The organism is Pseudoalteromonas sp. SiA1 (assembly GCF_018732205.1).
Classification (GTDB): Bacteria; Pseudomonadota; Gammaproteobacteria; order Enterobacterales; family Alteromonadaceae; genus Pseudoalteromonas; species Pseudoalteromonas tetraodonis.
Map to the genome: position 1 here is coordinate 1,972,310 of NZ_CP076084.1, position 20,667 is coordinate 1,992,976.

Annotated in this window: 14 protein-coding genes; 9 read left to right on the forward strand and 5 right to left on the reverse strand. The window is 40.3% G+C overall.

Annotation, left to right across the window (positions count from 1 at the left end):
• The first annotated feature begins 128 nt into the window (after positions 1 to 128).
• Positions 129 to 1,328 carry a Bcr/CflA family efflux MFS transporter gene (locus KK487_RS09060; protein ID WP_013465163.1) on the forward strand — a complete coding sequence of 400 codons (1,200 nt, stop codon included), beginning with the start codon at positions 129 to 131 and terminating at the stop codon, positions 1,326 to 1,328.
• Positions 1,329 to 1,355: 27 nt separating this feature from the next.
• On the opposite strand, the gene grpE is transcribed toward KK487_RS09060, so the two are convergent.
• Positions 1,356 to 1,967 carry a nucleotide exchange factor GrpE gene (grpE, locus tag KK487_RS09065; RefSeq protein WP_013465165.1) on the reverse strand — a complete coding sequence of 204 codons (612 nt, stop codon included), beginning with the start codon at positions 1,965 to 1,967 and terminating at the stop codon, positions 1,356 to 1,358.
• A gap of 58 nt (positions 1,968 to 2,025) precedes the next feature.
• Positions 2,026 to 2,991, reverse strand: coding sequence for an HrcA family transcriptional regulator (locus KK487_RS09070; protein ID WP_016900402.1), 966 nt, complete (start codon positions 2,989 to 2,991; stop codon positions 2,026 to 2,028).
• A gap of 338 nt (positions 2,992 to 3,329) precedes the next feature.
• On the opposite strand from KK487_RS09070, the gene nadK reads away from it, so the two are divergent.
• From nadK to KK487_RS09090, 4 genes are all read left to right on the forward strand, one after another.
• Complete coding sequence (gene nadK, locus KK487_RS09075) at positions 3,330 to 4,214, forward strand: NAD(+) kinase (protein WP_024602951.1); 885 nt, start codon at positions 3,330 to 3,332, stop codon at positions 4,212 to 4,214.
• 275 nt (positions 4,215 to 4,489) lie between these two features.
• On the forward strand, positions 4,490 to 5,047 hold the full coding sequence (locus KK487_RS09080; protein WP_013465168.1) for a hypothetical protein: 558 nt from the start codon (positions 4,490 to 4,492) through the stop codon (positions 5,045 to 5,047).
• Between the two features lie 75 nt (positions 5,048 to 5,122).
• Complete coding sequence (gene recN / locus KK487_RS09085; protein WP_013465169.1) at positions 5,123 to 6,796, forward strand: DNA repair protein RecN; 1,674 nt, start codon at positions 5,123 to 5,125, stop codon at positions 6,794 to 6,796.
• A gap of 48 nt (positions 6,797 to 6,844) precedes the next feature.
• Positions 6,845 to 7,162, forward strand: coding sequence for a hypothetical protein (locus tag KK487_RS09090; protein WP_024602950.1), 318 nt, complete (start codon positions 6,845 to 6,847; stop codon positions 7,160 to 7,162).
• A 222-nt stretch (positions 7,163 to 7,384) separates the two neighbouring features.
• Here KK487_RS09090 and KK487_RS09095 read toward each other — a convergent pair whose 3' ends face one another.
• The 3 genes from KK487_RS09095 to KK487_RS09105 all read right to left on the reverse strand — a co-directional run bounded on the left by KK487_RS09095 (position 7,385) and on the right by KK487_RS09105 (position 14,841).
• The gene (locus KK487_RS09095; RefSeq protein WP_013465171.1) at positions 7,385 to 8,800 is read right to left on the reverse strand and encodes a glutamate synthase small subunit GltD family protein; all 1,416 of its coding nucleotides are present in this window, start codon (positions 8,798 to 8,800) and stop codon (positions 7,385 to 7,387) included.
• Between the two features lie 9 nt (positions 8,801 to 8,809).
• Positions 8,810 to 13,267: a glutamate synthase large subunit gene (gltB, locus tag KK487_RS09100; RefSeq protein WP_024602949.1), complete on the reverse strand. Its 4,458-nt coding sequence runs from the start codon at positions 13,265 to 13,267 to the stop codon at positions 8,810 to 8,812.
• Between the two features lie 1,235 nt (positions 13,268 to 14,502).
• The gene (locus tag KK487_RS09105; RefSeq protein ID WP_024602947.1) at positions 14,503 to 14,841 is read right to left on the reverse strand and encodes a Grx4 family monothiol glutaredoxin; all 339 of its coding nucleotides are present in this window, start codon (positions 14,839 to 14,841) and stop codon (positions 14,503 to 14,505) included.
• A 264-nt stretch (positions 14,842 to 15,105) separates the two neighbouring features.
• Between KK487_RS09105 and KK487_RS09110 the strand changes: the two genes are divergently transcribed.
• From KK487_RS09110 to KK487_RS09125, 4 genes are all read left to right on the forward strand, one after another.
• Positions 15,106 to 15,687 carry a superoxide dismutase gene (locus KK487_RS09110; RefSeq protein WP_010388603.1) on the forward strand — a complete coding sequence of 194 codons (582 nt, stop codon included), beginning with the start codon at positions 15,106 to 15,108 and terminating at the stop codon, positions 15,685 to 15,687.
• 209 nt (positions 15,688 to 15,896) lie between these two features.
• The gene (locus KK487_RS09115; RefSeq protein WP_036954370.1) at positions 15,897 to 17,819 is read left to right on the forward strand and encodes a PrkA family serine protein kinase; all 1,923 of its coding nucleotides are present in this window, start codon (positions 15,897 to 15,899) and stop codon (positions 17,817 to 17,819) included.
• 31 nt (positions 17,820 to 17,850) lie between these two features.
• Positions 17,851 to 19,134, forward strand: coding sequence for a YeaH/YhbH family protein (locus KK487_RS09120; RefSeq protein WP_036954367.1), 1,284 nt, complete (start codon positions 17,851 to 17,853; stop codon positions 19,132 to 19,134).
• 18 nt (positions 19,135 to 19,152) lie between these two features.
• Positions 19,153 to 20,667: a SpoVR family protein gene (locus tag KK487_RS09125; protein ID WP_036954365.1), complete on the forward strand. Its 1,515-nt coding sequence runs from the start codon at positions 19,153 to 19,155 to the stop codon at positions 20,665 to 20,667.

Here is a 20,667-nt window from a genome sequence, read left to right on the forward strand (position 1 = left end):
AACGCGGTGTTAGTTTAAAATCTTTGCTTTTTGCAATTAAACAATTAAGTTAGCAGGCAAACTAAGTTTATCCAAGGCTATTGCCCTGCTATAATGCTGGGCCTATATTCGTTGTTTTGAGTTTTTAAATGAGCGCTTCGGCTTCTTCTTTTAATACCCGTATTTTATTGCCTTTATTAGCCAGTATTGTCGCGATCACGCCTTTAGCCATTGATATGTATTTACCGGCGATGCTGGTGATTGCCAATGATCTCAATACCAGCATGCCAAATGTTCAAATATCGTTGAGTATATACTTAGCGGGTTATGCATTGGGCATGTTATTTTTTGGCCCCATAGCCGATCAAATTGGCAGGCGTAAACTGGCACGGATAGGTCTCAGTTTATTTGGCTTAAGTTCACTGGCGTTAGCATTTACCACTGAAGTGCATACTTTTTGGCTGTTAAGAGCTGTACAGGCATTTACAGGCGCGGCCGCTACGGTTGTCGTCCCTGGGATCATTAGGCATATATATCAAAAAAATACTGCTAAAGGTATGTCTTACGTGTCTATGATTATGATGATAGCACCGTTACTTGCCCCCTCTATCGGCTCGGTCATTTTAGGCTTTTCGGTATGGTCGACTATTTTTATTGTTTTAGCGACCTATAGCTTTGTTATTTTACTTTTTGTGCAACGTTACTTAATCGATATTCCAATATTTAAAAATGAGCGAAAAGGATTAGCATTATTCTTCTCAAGTTATAAAGTGGTATTAAGTAATACGCACGCCCGCGCCGATATTTTAAGCTCGATGTTTGTGTCGTTTGGCTTTTTTTGCTTTTTAACGTCCGTCCCTTATATTTACCTCGACCTATTTAAAGTATCAGAACAATTGTTTGGCCTGTTATTCGCTTTTAATGTAATGGCGTTGATGTTTGGTAATTTTTTAAATACTCGCGTAGTGCCACGTATTGGCTCACGCAAAATGCTTTATTATGGCTTAATGTGTGGCTTTATCTCTGGCGCAGCATTACTTAGCTTTAGCGTATTAAACTTGTCACTTTACTTTATTGTTGCGGCTATTGCTCCGTTGATGATGAGCCTAGGTATAATAGCAAGTAACGCAGATTCATTGATTTTGATGAAATTTGAGCAAAATACAGGGACTGCAACGGCGGTTATTGGCACCTTACGTTTTGGTAGTGGCGCATTAGTAGGCCCTATATTAGCGGTAATGCATGCACAAAGTGCAGTTCCATTTTCAAGTTTAATGTTCAGCGCAGTTGTACTCACTATCCTAGTGCAGTTAGTTCATTATTTTAAAGACAAAAAAAATGCCTCATAATGAGGCATTTTTTAATTGTATACTTAATTAAGCATCAGCTGCTTTAGATACCATAACCATTGCAGGACGTAATAAACGACCGTTTAATGTGTAACCTTTTTGCATTACTGCTAACACAGTATTAGGCGTCACATCATTACTTGGCTGAATCGACATTGCTTGATGAAAATCTGGGTTAAACTGCTCACCTTGTGGGTTTACAATTTCAACGCCAAATTTAGCCACTGCATCGTTAAAGCTTTTTACTGTCATATCAATACCTTCTAACAAAGGCTTAAGCGTTTCATTTTCTTTATCAGAGAACTCAATAGCACGCTCTAAGTTATCTATAACAGGAAGTAATTCGTTAGCAAATTTTTCAAGTGCAAATTTGTGCGCTTTCTCAACATCTTGTGCAGCACGACGACGCATATTGTCAACGTCAGCAGCAGCGCGAACGACGCTATCTTTCTGATCTGCAATAGTTTGTTTTGCCGCTTCTAACTCAGCATATAACATTGCAATTTCTGCTTCAGGGCTTTGCTCTTGCTCGGCGTGTTGTTCTGCTGCTTCTACTGCAGCCTCAACGTCGGCTTCCATTTGCGCCACTTCTTCGTTCAATTCTACTTCTTGCTCTGGGTTTTGTGTCTGCTCAGACATAAAATATACGCTCCAATTCTTTACAACTGCGGTAATTATGGGGATTGAATAAAAAGATTCAAGAGCCCGATGGCTCTAATAATTTAAATTCTTGGATTATTTTCTCTAATTGCGCTGATTTCGGACAAATAACACAAAAACGACTTTGATATTCCTGATTTTGAAAGTACGGCACAGTGATCACAATGAGATCATCACAAGTACTAAAAGGTAAATTTTCAGCACTGAGTATAGAGACCCCGTTTTTAAATGCGAGCTTATCTTCCACAAAATTTAAAAATGAAACACCAATATTAAGACTTTGCTCACAATCTATTTTTTTATAAAGGTAGTTTTCGCCCACCACAATACTGTTATCTGAGCCTAATTTTTGGCTTAACTCACGCGTCCATTGAGTTAAAGAGTCATGACAATTACGCGGTGCCGTATTTGCCATGGCCTGCATTCTGTATAGCCCTTCAATGAGCGTTTGCTGGCTAAATACAGTGTTAAGCCAAGTAGCAAACTCGTAGCGTTGGCCGTCACTGGGATCATCAGGCTTGTTAATGCAAATATTATGGCTTTGCCCTGCTCTGTCTAAAAGTAAGATAAGCCAATTATTAGCGTCAAAGTCGAGTACTTCTACTCTAAATACCTGCTGAGTTCTAACTTGTGGTAGCCCCACACAACAGCATACTTGATAACGTTGACTCAAGCCATGTGCCAATTCGACTAGCTCAGCCTGCTCAGGCTGCCAATAATTAGCAATAGCACCCAAAGTAAAAAACTCATCAAACCAATAGTCAAAGCCATCATTGGTGGGGACTCGTCCTGCAGATGTATGTGGTGAATACAATAAGCCTATTTTTTCAAGGCGTGCCATCGCGTTGCGAACAGTGGCAGAACACACCGCCATACCTTTTTGTTTTGCAATTTTTGTTGAAGGCACAGGTAAGCCATCACCATTACAGTACAGGCTCATAACAGCGGCAAAAATTTGCTGGTCTCGAGGATTTAATTTCATGTTATCTACATCTTTACGCATGACTGTTATATCGGGGCTAGGTATTATTATTTCAAGTATAAGAAATTTAATAAATCTAAATTTTACAGTGAATTAATTAAATCAATTAGTCACTATTAAGCTCTGTTATTTTTGCGGATTAAAATTTGTTCAAACTAGGGGCGATTTAATCGCGATACGAGCTTTGTAACCTAGTGGCCTAAGTGAAAACCGAAAACAAAAAGTTAATCGCCTCTAGTCAAAACCCTTCAGTCAGTGTCTGTTTCGCATTGAAAGGACAACAGACCCTAAGATCTGTGTTTTCAAACACTTCTGTTTTAGGTTACTCTACCAATACCGAAACTTTCAGTGTATTTATTATGGACTCTCCCTTTAACACTATTGGCTTGATTGGTAAGCCAAATCATCCTAATGCAGCCGCTACGTTACAACGATTACATACGTTTTTATTAGCTTTAGGCTTTGAGGTGATTGTTGAAAAACGCACGGGAGGTCAACTTAGTGATGTACCTGAGGACAAGCTCGTAAAACTCGTTGATTTGGGAGCGCGCGCCGATTTAGCCATTGTGGTTGGTGGTGATGGCAATATGCTTGGCGCTGCAAGAGTACTCGCTCGTTTTGATATTGCGGTAATCGGTGTAAACAGAGGCAATTTAGGCTTTTTAACCGATTTAAATCCAGAAGGATTTGAAGGCAGTTTAGAACAAGTACTCAGTGGCGATTACATTGAAGAAAAACGTTTTTTATTAGAAGTAGAAGTGTACCGTCATAACGAACTTAAAAGCGCTAATTCGGCAGTAAACGAAGCGGTGCTTCATGCTGATAAAGTAGCACACATGATTGAGTTTGAAGCATTTATTAACGATGATTTTGTATTCTCACAACGCTCTGATGGATTAATTGTATCGACTCCAACAGGTTCAACAGCCTACTCTTTATCGGGCGGCGGCCCTATTTTAACCCCAGAACTCAACGCCATGTCATTGGTTCCTATGTTCCCGCATACTTTATCAAGCCGCCCTTTAGTGGTAGATGCCGATAACGAAGTACGTTTAAAGCTTAGTTTAGAAAATACCGATAGCTTACAGGTAAGTTGCGACAGCCATGTTGTACTTGCCGTATTACCCGGTGATGAGGTCGTTATTCGCAAAGCAGATAGAAAATTACGGTTAATTCACCCAAAAAATTACTCTTATTATAATGTGCTTCGTAAGAAGTTAAACTGGGGTAGCCGTTTATACTAAAAACGGTTGAGCTTTTAGGACTGAGAGTTGTTTAATTGAGAGGCGATGTAATCGCAGCAAGAGATAGTTAATCGAGTGGACAAAGTAAAAAGCGATTAAAACTACTGCGCATGCTCATATCCCTTGCCTCTAAACAGGTAGGCAAGGCTGAGTCTCTTTGAGTGTGCATGTTTCACCCCAAAAGATAAACAATCTCTCAGTTATTGCCAAACATGCAACTTTAGAGCAAAATATCGGGCTAGATTATTAATCATCACCATCAGGAAATTGTAGCAATGACTTATGTAGTATTTCTTGCTTTATTATTGTTAATTACTTTACTTGGCAGTTACTTACTCATTGAAAGTAATCGTAAAAAGACTATTGAAGCAAAGAAAAAGCTGTTTAACGAGCGCGTTGCAAGTACTCAATCACGTTTAAAAATAAAACTTAACGAGTTACTTGATGCAAAAGTCATTAGTGCTAAACACCTTCCTCGAATTCAAGCCGTTGTCAGTAATTTTTTTGTGGTACAGCCACACACTGATGAAAATTTAAATAAGCTAGAATCGCTATGCGATTTACTTATTAATATACTTAACGAAGAACTAATAAAAACCTATAAAAATAATAACAGCCAAGCTTTTTCCGATACCACTCAATATTTCATAGCAGAGTTACCAGCTCAAGGTATTTTATATAATAAAAACTTTTATCAAGAAGTCCTTCCTACGCTAATTTTAAAGTTAAAAACTGAAGACATAGCGCAACCAGTTGATAGTATTGACCTTAACGATGAAAACCTCCCTATTGATGAAGAAAAAAAAACATTAATTGAGTCCAGCCTTGCTTAAAATATAGAAATTTAATTTGCAAAAAACCAAAACACTGTATAAATTAACAGTTAATTCACTGGATGGATGAACAGTATGTTAATTGGTTTAGAAATTAAAAATTTTGCAATCGTAAGTAATTTAAGCACAGAATGGCATTCGGGTATGACCGCTATCACCGGTGAAACGGGAGCAGGTAAATCAATCGCCATTGATGCATTATCATTGTGTCTTGGAGAGCGAGCAGAAGCGTCTGCTGTGCGCCCAGGTACTGATAAAGCAGAGGTAAGTGCACAATTTGATTTAAGCAATTTACCACTCGCTCATGCTTTTTTAGAAGAGAACATGCTTAATAACGACGACAACGAATGTTTACTTCGTCGAGTTGTTTGTAAAAATGGTCGCAGTAAAAGCTACATTAATGGCAGCCCAGTTACCGCTGCACAACTAAAAGAGCTAGGCCAATATTTAATTTCTATTCATGGTCAACATGCGCACCAGCACCTATTAAAGGCAGAGCATCAGCTACAATTACTCGATGCATATGCAGGCCATCATAATCTTGTTAATGCTGTAAGCCAGCGTTATAAACAATTTGCTGACTTACAAAAAGAATTTAAACAGCTAGAACAACAGCAGCAGCAACAAGCCGCACAAAAGCAACTATTGGAGTATCAAGTCGCAGAGCTTGATGAATTTGCATTGCAGGCAGATGAATTTGAGCAAATAGAAGCCGAACATTATAAACTCAGCAATAGCCAAACTATATTGCAAGTCTGCCAGCGCGAGTTGCAGCATTTATATGAAAATGATGAACAAAATGCGTGTTCCATTATACAGCACAGCGCCCAACAATTTACTGAACTTGCACAGTATGATGAAAGCTTAGCCAGTGTGGCAACATTATTATCAGAAGCCGCTGTTCAAGTTGAAGAAGCAAGCCGAGAAGTTCGTAATTACACTGAACAAGCCGACTTGGATCCTCAGCGATTAACTGAAGTAGAAAATAGACTCAGTGGTGCAATGGACTTAGCCAGAAAACACCATATAAAACCCCAAGAGCTCGTTGGATTTCATCAAACTATTGCACAAGAGCTTGAGTCGATAAGTAATAACAGCTCACGTCTTGAGCAACTTGAAGGTGAAATTGAACATGCCCTTGAGGATTATCAAAACGCCAGTGAACAATTAAGTGCAAGTCGCCACCAGTATGCGAATACATTAAATGGATTGATCAGCGAAAGCATGGCTAATCTATCTATGGAAAATGGCGTATTTGAAATAGCATTGACTGCACAAAACGATCGCGCTCCAAATAGCTTAGGCTTTGATAATGTTTCGTTTTTAGTATCAACAAACCCAGGGCAACCATTGCAACCTTTAGCAAAAGTAGCCTCGGGTGGTGAGCTATCACGCATTAGTTTGGCTATTCAGGTTATTATTGCGCAAAAAGTCACGACCCCTACGCTTATATTTGATGAAGTGGATGTTGGTATTTCTGGCCCAACAGCTGCTGCTGTTGGTAAACTACTGCGCCAACTAGGTAAGTCTACGCAAGTAATTTGTGTAACCCATTTACCGCAAGTGGCCAGTAGCGCTCATCAGCAGTTTTTTGTTGCCAAAGAAATTGCAGACGGTGAAACATTTACGCATATGCTGGCATTGAATAAAGATGGTCGAGTAAATGAGATTGCTCGATTACTGGGTGGTGATAACATTAGCAAAACAGCTAAAGCAAATGCAAAAGAGCTTATAAAAGCGCACGGATAAAGTGAATCGCTTTATAGTGCGTTACCTTGATACGATGAGGATACATTAATGCAAACGACGGTCATTTATTTTGGCTTAGCAATTAACTGGCTGCTACTGATTGTCAGTATACTTTTGGCTGTTTTTAGTAAGTTTAAACATACACAATTTAAGCAGAGCTTATATCGCTTTTTAAATGTGGCATTAATTGTACATATTGTTATTGCTGTTATGTTAGTTTTTAGCCGCACAGCTATTAGTGGCTTAATAACACTAAGTTGGTTAGTTATTGGCCTACAGCTTGTTTGTAACGTTATTTGCTATAAAAGTGTGAAACGCCGACAAGCCAGAGTGAAACCGAGCCTAGATCACTTCTCGATGGATTAACTAACAGCGCGTTTAAAAAAGCCCACAATCTATGTATTGCGGGCTTTTTTATTTGTAAAATCTTATAATTGTAAATAGCTAGGTCAAAACCTACGTCCCTTTTTGTAGACCTTAAACACCGACTATGGAACCATAAATATTTACCTTTGTTTGTAAAACTGAGGAAATAAAAAAAGCAAACCCGAAGGTTTGCTTTTGACTCCATTCTAACAAAAGCATTATTTACACTTTTAAATAATCCATAATGCCTTCTGCAGCGTTACGCCCCTCAAATATAGCGGTGACCACTAAGTCTGAACCACGAACAATATCGCCACCAGCAAATATTTTAGGATTAGTGGTTTGATGTGTAAATTCACCTTGCTCGGGTGCATTAATACCACCCCAGTGGTTAATTTCTACGTCGTACTGCTCTAGCCAATCCATTTTATGTGGCTTAAAACCAAATGCCATAATCACTTGTGTGGCTTCAATAATATGCTCTGAACCCGGTACTTCCTCAGCGCGACGGCGGCCGTTTTCATCTGCCTCGCCAAGCTGAGTTTTTACCATTTTAACACCGGCTACAGCACCTTTGTCATCAAGCACAATCCCTTTAGGCTGAACGTTATAAGTAAAAATGACGCCCTCTTCTTTGGCATTTTTTACTTCGCGTTTTGAACCAGGCATGTTCTCTTCATCACGACGATAAGCACACGTTACTTTTAACGCGTTATGACGAATAGAGGTACGCACACAGTCCATTGCTGTATCACCACCACCTAGTACCACTACTTTTTGGTTTGCCATATCAATGCAAGCTTGTTTAGACTCATCGTAACCCATAACACGATTAGTGTTACCAATTAAAAATGGCAGGGCATCATGTACTCCCGGTGCATCTTCGTTCTCAAGCCCCGCTCGCATACTCTGATAAGTCCCCACGCCCAAAAATACAGCGTCATACTCATTAAGTATTTCATCCATGCTAATGTCTTTACCTACTTCGACATTAAGCTTGAATTCAACACCCATTTCGGTAAATATTTCGCGACGTTTTTGCATGACTTCTTTTTCTAATTTAAAAGAAGGAATACCAAAGGTTAACAGCCCACCAATTTCAGGGTGACGGTCAAATACCACAGGCTTTACGCCATTACGCACTAAGATATCTGCACAGCCTAGGCCCGCAGGCCCTGCGCCAATAATGGCAACTTTTTTATCAGTCCATGTCACATAGGACATGTCTGGTTTCCAGCCCATTTTAAACGCGGTGTCGGTGATGTATTTTTCAATATTACCGATTGTTACTGCACCAAACTCTTCATCTAATGTACATGAGCCTTCGCATAAGCGGTCTTGCGGGCATACTCGTCCACACACTTCTGGCAAACTGTTAGTACGGTGCGATAGCTCAGCGGCCTCTAAAATACGCCCTGTACGGATCAGTTTTAACCATTGTGGAATATAATTATGTACTGGACATTTCCACTCACAATAAGGGTTACCACAATCAAGGCAACGATCCGCTTGTGAATTAACCTGATTTTCTGAAAAGGGTTCATAAATTTCTACGAACGATTTTTTACGCGACGAGATTGGTTTTTTGCGTGGGTCTACACGCTGCACGTCTATAAATTGATATACATTTTCGCTCATACTGCCCCCTTATTGCGCCTGAACACGTAGTTCGGCGCTACTGCGAGCGCGGTGCCCGAGTAAACTTTTTACGTCACTTGATTTAGGTTTTACTAATTTGAACATCGGTAAATAAAGTTCAAAGTTAGCTAAAATAGTTTCTGCTCTGCATGAGCCTGTTAGCTCTAAATGATCAGCAATTAAGCCGCGTAAATGCTCTTGATGTGAACTTAAGTCATCTAAAGTAACCACTTCAACCAACTCTGGGTTAATGCGTTTCTCAAAATCACCTCGTTCATCTAAAATGTAAGCGAAACCACCGGTCATACCTGCACCAAAGTTCACTCCTACATTACCAAGTACACACACAACGCCACCGGTCATGTATTCACAACCGTTATCACCTACGCCCTCAACAACAGCTTGCACGCCTGAGTTACGTACAGCAAAACGCTCGCCTGCACATCCTGCTGCAAACAATTTACCGCCGGTTGCACCATATAAACAGGTATTGCCAATAATTGTTGCTTTATGACTTTCAAATGACGAACCCAATGGTGGGCGAATAACTAGCTTACCGCCAGCCATGCCTTTACCAACGTAATCGTTAGCATCGCCAACCAAAGTCATTTCAAGGCCACCGGCATTCCATACACCGAATGACTGACCAGCTGTACCATGTAATTCAATAACTACCGGATCTGCGGCCATGCCTTGATTACCGTGTTTATCAGCAATATACCCAGAAAGCATGGCACCTACTGATCTGTCGGTATTACAAATACGACTTACTAATGAAATGCCGCTTGAGTTATCTATTGCCTCTTGTGCCTTACCAAGTAAGTTCTCATTTAACTCACCTAAATAATGCGAGCTATTTGGTGCACTGCAAAACAAAGTTTCACCCGTTGGATTATTTGGCTGAGCGATAACCGCTGATAAATCTATTTTTTGCTGCTTCGCTGTTTTGCCTTCAATGGCTTCGAGTAAGTCTAAGCGACCAATTAAATCGGTTAGGTTTGCAACCCCTAAACTTGCCATAATTTCGCGCGCTTCTTGAGCAATGAACTTAAAGTAATTCATCGCCATTTCTGGCAGACCATGATAATGCTTTTGACGTAATGTTTCGTCTTGTGTTGCCACACCTGTCGCACAGTTATTTAAGTGACAGATTCGTAAGTATTTACAGCCTAATGCAACCATAGGCCCTGTGCCAAAGCCAAAACTTTCGGCGCCTAAAATGGCCGCTTTGATGATATCAAGGCCGGTTTTTAAACCGCCATCTGTTTGCAGGCGAATACGATGGCGAAGGCCATTTTCTACCAATGCTTGTTGTGTTTCAGCAAGTCCCAACTCCCATGGGCTGCCAGCGTATTTAACTGAGGTTAATGGACTTGCACCTGTGCCACCATCATAGCCTGAAATAGTAATTAAGTCGGCATACGCTTTTGCTACACCGGTTGCAATTGTGCCAACACCCGGTTCAGATACCAGTTTTACTGAAATCAATGCATTCGGGTTTACTTGTTTTAAGTCAAAAATCAGCTGGGCTAAATCTTCGATAGAATAAATATCGTGATGCGGCGGAGGTGAAATAAGAGTCACACCCGGTACCGAGTAACGAAGCTTGGCAATATAGGGAGTGACTTTTTCACCCGGTAATTGTCCGCCTTCCCCAGGTTTAGCGCCTTGTGCCACTTTTATTTGAATAACATCAGCGCTACGTAAGTAATGTGGGGTGACACCAAATCGACCCGAAGCTACTTGTTTAATACGTGAATTTTTTTCTGTACCGTAACGAAGTTTGTCTTCGCCACCTTCACCAGAGTTTGAGCAGCCACCTAAACGATTCATGGCAATTGCAAGTGCTTCATGCGCCTCTGGTGATAATGCACCAATACTCATGGCGGCTGAGTCAAACCGTTTATAAAGCTCAGTGGCAGGCTCTACCTCATCAATGCTTATACCCTTTTCTGGCAGTTTTAAAGCCAACATATCGCGCAGAGTCGCGACTGGACGGTGATTAACTAGCTTTGCGTATTCGCTGTAATCACTGTACTCGCCGCTACGTACTGCTTTTTGTAACGTTTGAATCACATCAGGGTTGTAAGCATGGTACTCGCCGCCGTGTACGTACTTAAATAAACCACCATGGCTTAATAATTTACGTTTACTAAACGCCAGTTTATGCAAGCTTTGCTGATCGTCATCAAAGTCGCTAAAACACGCCCCTTTAATACGACTCGCCACGCCTTTAAAACACATCTCAACAATAGCGTCCGATAGACCAACGGCTTCAAACAGCATTGAACAACGATATGAAGCCACGGTACTAATGCCCATTTTAGACATGATTTTGTACAAGCCTTTATTAATTGCTTGACGATAAGCCAGTGTAACTTCACAGTATGACTTATTAATTACCTTGGTATCGCTCATAGCCACAAGTGACTCGTACGCTAAATACGGGTAAATTGCGGTTGCACCAAATCCAAGTAGTACCGCAAATTGATGCGCATCGCGAACGCTGCCAGTTTCAATAATAATATTTGACTCACAGCGTAAGTTATTATCTACCAAGCGTTTTTGTACCGCACCCACCGCCATAGCAGCAGGGATAGGTAATTGATTGTCATCAAAGTTACGATCCGTTAATACCAGCATAATGCAGCCAGATGCGGCTTTTGCTTGTGCTTCATCACAGATGCGCTTAACCGCATTCTCAAGGCCTTCTTCTACGGTGTAAGTAATATCAATCTTACAATAGCTGTAGTGCGCTTCATCGGCGTTAAGTAGCTGCTGCATATCAGCGTACATTAAAATAGGCGTATCAAATTGCAGGCGTTTAGCGTGCCCTGTTGTTTCATTAAATACGTTTTGCTCACTGCCAATACACGTTGCAAGCGACATTACATGGTTTTCACGTAACGGATCAATTGGCGGATTAGTAACCTGAGCAAACTTTTGACGGAAATAATCATAAAGTGAACGGTGCCCTTCACTCAGTACGGCAAACGGCGTATCGTCACCCATTGAGCCAGTGGCTTCTTGCCCATTTTCACCCATGACACGAATGACGCTGTCTAGCTCTTCGTTAGTATAGCCAAACATCTTTTGGTATTTGACAAGGGTTTCATCATCAAATGAGCGATTGCCCGCATCTTGCTCGGTAAGTGCTTCAAAAGGCGTTAATCGTTTAACGTTTTCTTCTAACCACGACTTATAAGGGTGGCGTGATTTTAAATCTTGGTCAATTTCATCTGAATGCCAAATTTTACCCAATTTAGTATCAATAACGAGGAGTTCGCCCGGGCCAACACGTCCTTTTTCGACCACTTCGTCAGCGGTGTAATCCCATATACCCACTTCAGAGGCTAAAGTAATAAAGCCATCTTGAGTAATAATATAACGCGCTGGACGTAAACCATTTCGGTCTAGGTTACAGGCTGCAAAACGCCCATCCGACATAACGATGCCTGCAGGGCCATCCCACGGTTCCATATGCATCGAATTAAAATCATAGAATGCACGTAAGTCGTCATCCATAGCACGGTTTTTTTGCCATGCTGGCGGCACTAGCATGCGCATCGCACGGAATAAATCCATACCACCAGCTAAAAACAGCTCTAGCATATTATCGAGGCTAGATGAGTCAGACCCTGTTTCATTAACAAACGGCGCTGCGCTTTGTAAATCAGGAATAAGCGGCGAAGCAAATTTATAAGAGCGTGCACGGGCCCACTGGCGGTTACCTTCAATAGTATTAATTTCACCATTGTGCGCTAAATAACGAAATGGTTGCGCTAAAGGCCAGCGAGGCTGTGTGTTTGTAGAGAAGCGTTGATGAAAAACACAAATAGCACTGGTCATGCGAATATCAGCAAGATCGAGATAAAAATTTGGCAAGTCAGCAGGCATCATTAAGCCTTTATAGATGGTGACTAGCCCAGATAAGCTCGCAATATAAAATGATTCATCATCCATCAAGCGCTTTTCTGCACGACGACGTGCAACATATAAACGTCGCTCTAAATCTTTAGAACGCCACCCTTCTGGCGCACTAATAAAAATTTGTTCAAACCCAGGCAATTGCTTTAGGGCTATAGGTCCTAACATTGATGGATCGGTAGGGACAACACGCCAACCTAAAATATTAAGCGTTTCTTTTTCTAGTTCTTCGCTTAAAACATCTTTAGCTGCTTGTGCTAATACCGGATCAGCATTGAGGAAAATCATCCCAACGGCGTAATTTTTACCTAAATGCCAATTATTTTCAGCAGCAATAGCACGAAAGAAGCTGTCTGGTTTTTGAAGTAACAAGCCACAACCATCACCCGTTTTACCATCAGCAGATATACCGCCGCGGTGCTGCATGCGATCTAAACCGGTGATCGCCGTACGGATGAGTCGGTGACTCGCTTGGTTATTAACTTGGGCTATTAAGCCAAAGCCACAATTATCTTTTTCTAGTTTTGAGTCATATAACATGGACCCCTCCCCTTGCTGCACTGTTAACGTGGATGAACGGCTCGACGATTTGCTAACAGACGATCAAAATTAGCGTTATTCCTAACCTGAGTCAATATCTTTCTGAATACATATTCATTATATTGAATATATTTCAACTTCATTAAAAATCATAAAATAATGCTAAATATTAACATTTGAGTAGATATTGGATCGAAAACTTTAATGACACCGGTGTTATTTTTAAGAACTTGTAAATAACCCCCCCTCAATAGTCAGTTTACGTAAACGTAAACCATGCAAATAATGAATAATTATTCATAGCCGTATTTTATTCTTTATTAACTTGCTGATATTTACCTTTTACAAGCAAATTAATTAATAGTTTTTTACAGTGGTTTAAATTAATGCATATATTATTTAATAGTTACCAGTATTTGCTTTCATATTATGCATCTACTGACGTTTTATCTACCTTACCTATAGGTAAACTTTGTTTGGCCACCTAAGCAAAAACAGTGACTGCTATGAACACAGTCATTAAATATAAAGCACTTTAAAATCAACATACTAAAAGTTAACATCTCACTTGACTGCGTAAAAATAGGCTCACTTTTGAGTAAGCTAGCACTGTTTACGAGTGAATTATTTTTAATTTTATCAACTATGGCCTGCGCATATGGCTTACTTTGAATAAGTATTAACGCCAAGGAACGGTGATGAAAAAAGATGCCTGTGCACAAAATAATTAAGTTAATTAAGCAAAAACGATAAGAAAAGCTTAGGGTCTGTTGACCTTTGCGGATTACAATTTGTTCAAACTAGGGGCGGTTTAATCTCGGCGCGAGGTTTGTAACCTAGTGGACTAAGTAAAAACCGAGCAACAAAGAGTAAATCGTCCCTAGGCAGAACCCGAAGTTCAGCGCCTGTTTGTTATTGATGCTGCGTTATCGCCTATTTATGAGGAATACCACACCACATAGGCTCTGCCTTGCCTAAATACCAAACAGACTGCTGCAAATTTAACCTTGAAAGGTCAACAGACCCTAATACTGTTCGTTACTTTTACAGCTTTTAATGGCAGCAAATTGTTTGAGGTGGGTATTATATCGACAGGTTATTGGATCGGCTGAGAATTAAATCCCCATCATAGGAAAATCAGCCTATACCATTGTGAAATCGGCAGGTTCAGTGCTATTTAAGCTTACGCTAGACATAAAAAAAGCTGCAAATTGCAGCTTTTTTTACCTAAACGCTTATTCAGCGTCTGCAGGTTTATGCTTTGCAGCTGTTTCAGCAATCAGTGGTTGTAATTCACCACGTTGAAACATTTCAATGATAATGTCACAGCCACCAATTAACTCGCCTTCAACCCAAAGTTGCGGGAAGGTAGGCCAGTTAGCGTAAGCAGGAAGCTCTGCACGAATGTCTGGATTAAGTAAAATATCCACATATGCAAACGGTTCACCGCACGACATTAATGCTTGTGATGCTTGTGAAGAAAAACCACAATTAGGCAGTTTTGGTGATCCTTTCATGTATAAGATGATTGGGTTTTCAGCAATTTGCTGTTTAATTTTATCGATGGTTTCCATTTACAACCTCAAAATGACGATAGCGAACACATTAGGCCTTGAAAAAGTTTCACTGTGGCCTCAGATATATAGATTAACATAGGCAATTAAAGCCTCAATCTTAAATAGCTTTAGCAAGAGCATTGCTGTTTGCTAAAACTTGAGTAAAATACTCAACAATTATAGTAACACTATATTCCTGTTTGGTATAGATAAGTGCCCTGTTTGCGCAGGCATTACGTATTACTAAATAGACTATCAACCAAAAGAAGATGGAGATAAAAAATGGCATTTGAACTACCGTCACTACCGTATGCAATTGATGCACTTGAGCCACATATTTCGCAAGAAACGTTAGAGTTTCACCATGGTAAACACCACAATACTTATGTGACTAAACTTAACGGTTTAATCCCAGGCACTGAGTTTGAAGGTAAATCACTTGAAGAAATCGTATGTTCTTCAGAAGGCGGTGTATTTAACAACGCTGCTCAAATCTGGAACCACACTTTCTACTGGAACAGCCTATCTCCAAATGGCGGTGGCGCTCCAACAGGTGCAATTGCTGATGCAATTAACGCTAAATGGGGCTCATTTGACGCATTTAAAGACGCGTTAAACGACAAAGCAGTAAATAACTTTGGTTCAAGCTGGACTTGGTTAGTTAAACTAGCTGATGGTTCACTAGACATCGTTAATACATCTAACGCTGCAACACCATTAACAGATGCAGGTGTTACACCAATCCTAACCGTGGATTTATGGGAACACGCATACTACATTGATTACCGTAACGTGCGTCCAGATTACCTTAAAGGTTTCTGGTCACTCGTTAACTGGGAATTCGCGAACGCTAACTTCGCATAATTAGTTTTAAACTAATCTTTAAAAAGACGCTTAGGCGTCTTTTTTTATGTCCGCTACTTTATTTGATTAGGGTTATACGTAGGTTGTTTTCTAAAAGTGCATCATGATCATTTTTCATATAAATTTTTAATTTTATTGCACAAAAATTTAAATTCGTGACTAGACTTTAAATAGTGAGTACATTTTCCAAGTAGGTTTCGGAGGTCATTATGACTATTTTTGATCACTACCAAGCACGTTATGAATCAACACAAGAAGAAGAGTACAGTGTTGCTGAGTTTCTAGAAATTTGTAAAACCGATAAGTCTGCTTATGCCAGTGCTCCTGAAAGATTACTGATGGCCATTGGCGAGCCTAAAATGGTAGATACCGCTACCGATACTCGTTTAAGTCGCTTATTTTCGAACCGTGTTGTTGCACGTTACCCTGCATTTGCCGATTTTTATGGTATGGAAGACGCCATTGAGCAAATTGTTTCTTATCTAAAACACGCCGCGCAAGGATTAGAAGAGTGTAAACAAGTGCTTTACTTGCTTGGTCCGGTGGGTGGCGGTAAGTCATCGATTGCTGAAAAGCTAAAGTATTTAATGCAACAAGTGCCTATTTATGCAATTAAGGGCTCCCCGGTTAATGACCATCCGCTGGCATTATTTGATCCCGTTGAAGATGCCAGCCTACTCGAAAAAGAATATGGAATTAAGTCTCGTTACCTCAAAACGGTAATGTCGCCATGGGCCGCAAAACGTTTACAAGAATTTAATGGTGATATTAGTCAATTTAGAGTGGTTAAACGCTTCCCATCAATTTTAAATCAAGTTGCGATTGCTAAAACAGAGCCCGGAGATGAAAACAATCAAGATATTTCTGCTCTTGTTGGTAAGGTAGATATTCGCCAACTTGAACACTTTGCACAAAATGATCCTGATGCTTATGCCTATTCAGGCGCATTATGTTTAGCCAACCAAGGCTTAATGGAATTTGTGGAAATGTTTAAAGCCCCCATAAAAGTGTTACATCCGCTTTTAACAGCGACCCAAGAAGGTAACTATAACGGCACAGAAGGCATAAGCGCCCTGCCATTTAACGGCATGATACTCGCCCACTCTAATGAATCAGAATGGCAAACCTTTAAAAACAATAAAAACAACGAAGCCTTTTTAGACCGTGTTTATATTGTTAAGGTCCCTTATTGCTTACGAGTGACCGAAGAAATTAAAATTTACGATAAGCTTATTGAACACAGTGAGCTTTACAACGCCCCCTGTGCGCCAGGTACACTTAAAATTTTAGCCCAATTTACCACTCTTTCGCGCTTAAAAGAGCCGGAAAACTCAAGCATTTACTCTAAGATGCGAGTTTACGATGGTGAAACCCTTAAAGACACCGACCCAAAAGCGAAGTCGTATCAAGAGTATCGTGATTATGCTGGTGTTGATGAGGGCATGACCGGTCTTTCAACCCGTTTTGCGTTTAAGATTTTATCGCGAGTATTCAACTTTGACACTACCGAAGTGGCCGCCAACCCTGTGCATTTGTTTTATGTGCTTGAGCAACAAATTGAGCGTGAACAATTTAGTGCCGAGGTTGAAGAACGTTATTTAAGCTTTTTAAAAGGCTATTTAATTCCACAATATGTTGAGTTTATAGGTAAAGAGCTACAAACCGCGTACTTAGAGTCATATTCAGAATATGGCCAAAATATTTTTGACCGCTACGTTATTTATGCTGATTTTTGGATTCAAGATCAAGAATACCGCGACCCTGATACAGGGCAATTATTTGACCGTGATGCACTCAACGCTGAGCTTGAAAAAATAGAAAAGCCTGCAGGTATTTCAAACCCTAAAGATTTTAGAAATGAAATTGTTAACTTTGTACTGCGTGCTCGCGCTCATAACAATGGCAAAAATCCGCTGTGGACAAGTTATGAAAAACTACGCACGGTTATTGAGAAAAAAATGTTCTCAAACACGGAAGACTTACTCCCTGTTATTTCATTTAATGCAAAAACATCAGCTGAAGATCAGCAAAAGCATGAGGACTTTGTTAATCGTATGGTTGAAAAAGGCTACACGCAAAAACAAGTGCGCTTGCTATCTGAGTGGTATTTACGGGTTAGAAAATCGCAATAACCTTCATAATTGCAGTTTTTAGGAGGTCATTATGGCGCATTTTATCGACAGGCGTTTAAATGGCAAAAACAAAAGCACAGTTAACCGCCAGCGTTTTATTAGGCGTTATAAAAAGCAGATCAAAGAAGCGGTGTCTGATGCGATCAATAAACGCAGTGTCACTGATTCAAGCTCTGGAGAGAGTATCTCTATTCCGCAGCGCGATATTAGTGAACCTACTTTTCATCAAGGTAGAGGCGGTAATAGAGAGCAAATACACCCTGGGAACGATCAGTTCTCTACTGGCGACAAAATAGAACGCCCTAAAGGAGGCAAAGGCGGTGGCGCAGGCGAAGGTGAAGCAAGTGACTCTGGCGAAGGCCAAGATGAATTTGTTTTTTCTATCTCTAAAGATGAATACCTTGATTTGTTATTTGAGGATTTAGAACTCCCTAACTTGCAAGAAAATCAGCTTGATAAGCTCGTACAAATGAAAACCCATCGCGCTGGGTTTTGCAGCGATGGTATGCCCAGTAATATTGATGTAGTGCGCTCATTACAAGGTTCTCTAGCTCGTCGTATTGCAATGACCGCAGGTAAAAAACGCCGCCTTAGTGAGCTTGAGGGACAACTAGCACTGCTGCTTGAACAACCACACTGTGATAAAGCCGCTGTGGCCTTATTACAAAAAGAAATCGACACACTCAAACAGCAAATAAAAACCGTGCCCTTTATCGATAATTACGACTTACGTTTTCGTAACTACGACAAGCAACCACACCCAACCAGTAAAGCGGTGATGTTTTGTATTATGGATGTGTCAGGTTCGATGGACCAAGCAACAAAAGACATGGCAAAACGCTTTTACATTTTGCTTTATCAGTTTTTAACTCGCAGCTACAAAGACATCGACGTTGTGTATATTCGCCATCATACCCAGGCTAAAGAAGTTGATGAGCAAGAATTTTTTTATTCACAAGAAACAGGCGGTACCATTGTTTCAAGTGCACTAAAACTGATGAATGAAATAATAGCTGAGCGCTATAATTCTGATGAATGGAATATATACGCAGCACAAGCTTCTGATGGCGATAATTGGGCCGATGACACGCCCCAATGTGGGCACATTTTACGTAATAAAATACTTAAAGCTGTTCGCTATTTTGCCTATATAGAAATTACCACACGTGCTCATCAAAGTTTATGGCGCGAGTATCAAAACATTAGTCAAACGAACAGTAATTTTGCCATCCAGCATATCCAAGGTGTTGAAGATATTTACCCTATATTTAGGGAGCTATTTAAAAAAGGTCGTCAACAGCAAGGGGCTGCATAGCCAAAGCGAGGTAGCATTATGAAAGATAATCGAATAAGTGATGGGCCCGATTGGACCTTTGAACTATTGCAACAATACCAAGACGAAATAGCGCGTGTGGCTGAGCACTATAAGCTAGACACCTATCCTAACCAAATTGAAGTGATCACCGCAGAACAAATGATGGATGCCTACTCAAGTGTAGGCATGCCCATTGGCTACACTCACTGGTCGTATGGTAAAAAATTTATTCAAACGGAGCAAAATTATAAACGCGGTCAAATGGGACTTGCGTATGAAATTGTGATTAATTCGAACCCCTGTATTGCTTACCTAATGGAAGAAAACACCCTTCCGATGCAGGCACTGGTTATGGCACATGCTTGCTATGGGCATAACTCATTTTTTAAAGGGAATTATTTATTTAAAACATGGACTGATGCAGGCTCAATTATTGATTATTTATTGTTTGCTAAAAACTATATTAGCCGCTGTGAAGAAAAGTACGGTATTTCCGAAGTAGAAAGCATACTCGACTCATGTCATGCATTAATGAGTTACGGTGTTGATAGGTACAAACGTCCACAACGAATTTCGTTATTTGAAGAGCAAAAACGCCAGCAAGAACGGGCTGAGTATTTGCAATCACAAGTTAACGAATTATGGCGTACCATTCCTTCTCAACAGCAAGAGTCAAAAAAACACGAACGCCACTTCCCGCAAGAGCCACAGGAAAATATTCTGTACTTTATTGAAAAAAATGCCCCTTTACTCGAGTCATGGCAGCGAGAAATCGTCAGGATAGTGCGAAAAATATCACAATACTTTTATCCGCAAAAACAAACCCAAGTAATGAATGAAGGTTGGGCCACTTTTTGGCACTATACTATTTTGAACCATTTATATGATGAGGGAAAACTAACCGACTCATTTATGTTGGAGTTTTTACAAAGCCATACTAATGTTGTGTACCAACCTCCATACAATAGCGATTATTACTCAGGTATTAACCCCTATGCACTGGGCTTTAATATGATGGTTGATATACGTCGTATTTGTGAAAACCCAACAGAAGAAGATAAACGCTGGTTTCCTGAGCATGCGGGCAGTGACTGGCTCGAGACACTGCACTTTGCAATGCAAAATTTCAAAGATGAGAGTTTTATTAGCCAATTTTTATCCCCTAAGCTGATTCGGGATTTTAAATTATTCACCATAGTCGACCATGCTAGTAACCCACATTTAGAAATAGGCGCTATTCACGACGATAATGGCTACAAAGCGGTTAGAGAAGCACTTTCTACACAATATAACCTTAGTAATCATGAGCCTAACATACAAGTTTACGATGTTGACTTACGCGGCGACCGCTCTTTAACCCTACGATATATCCCTCACAACGCCGTTCCACTGGCTAACTCCCATAGGGAGGTATTAAAACACCTTTACAGACTATGGGGCTTTAAGGTAAAACTGGAACAGGAGTCAAATTCTGGTGAGATTTCAACCATTGGTCAATGTCCAATTGATGATTCACGCCATACAACAGAGTAA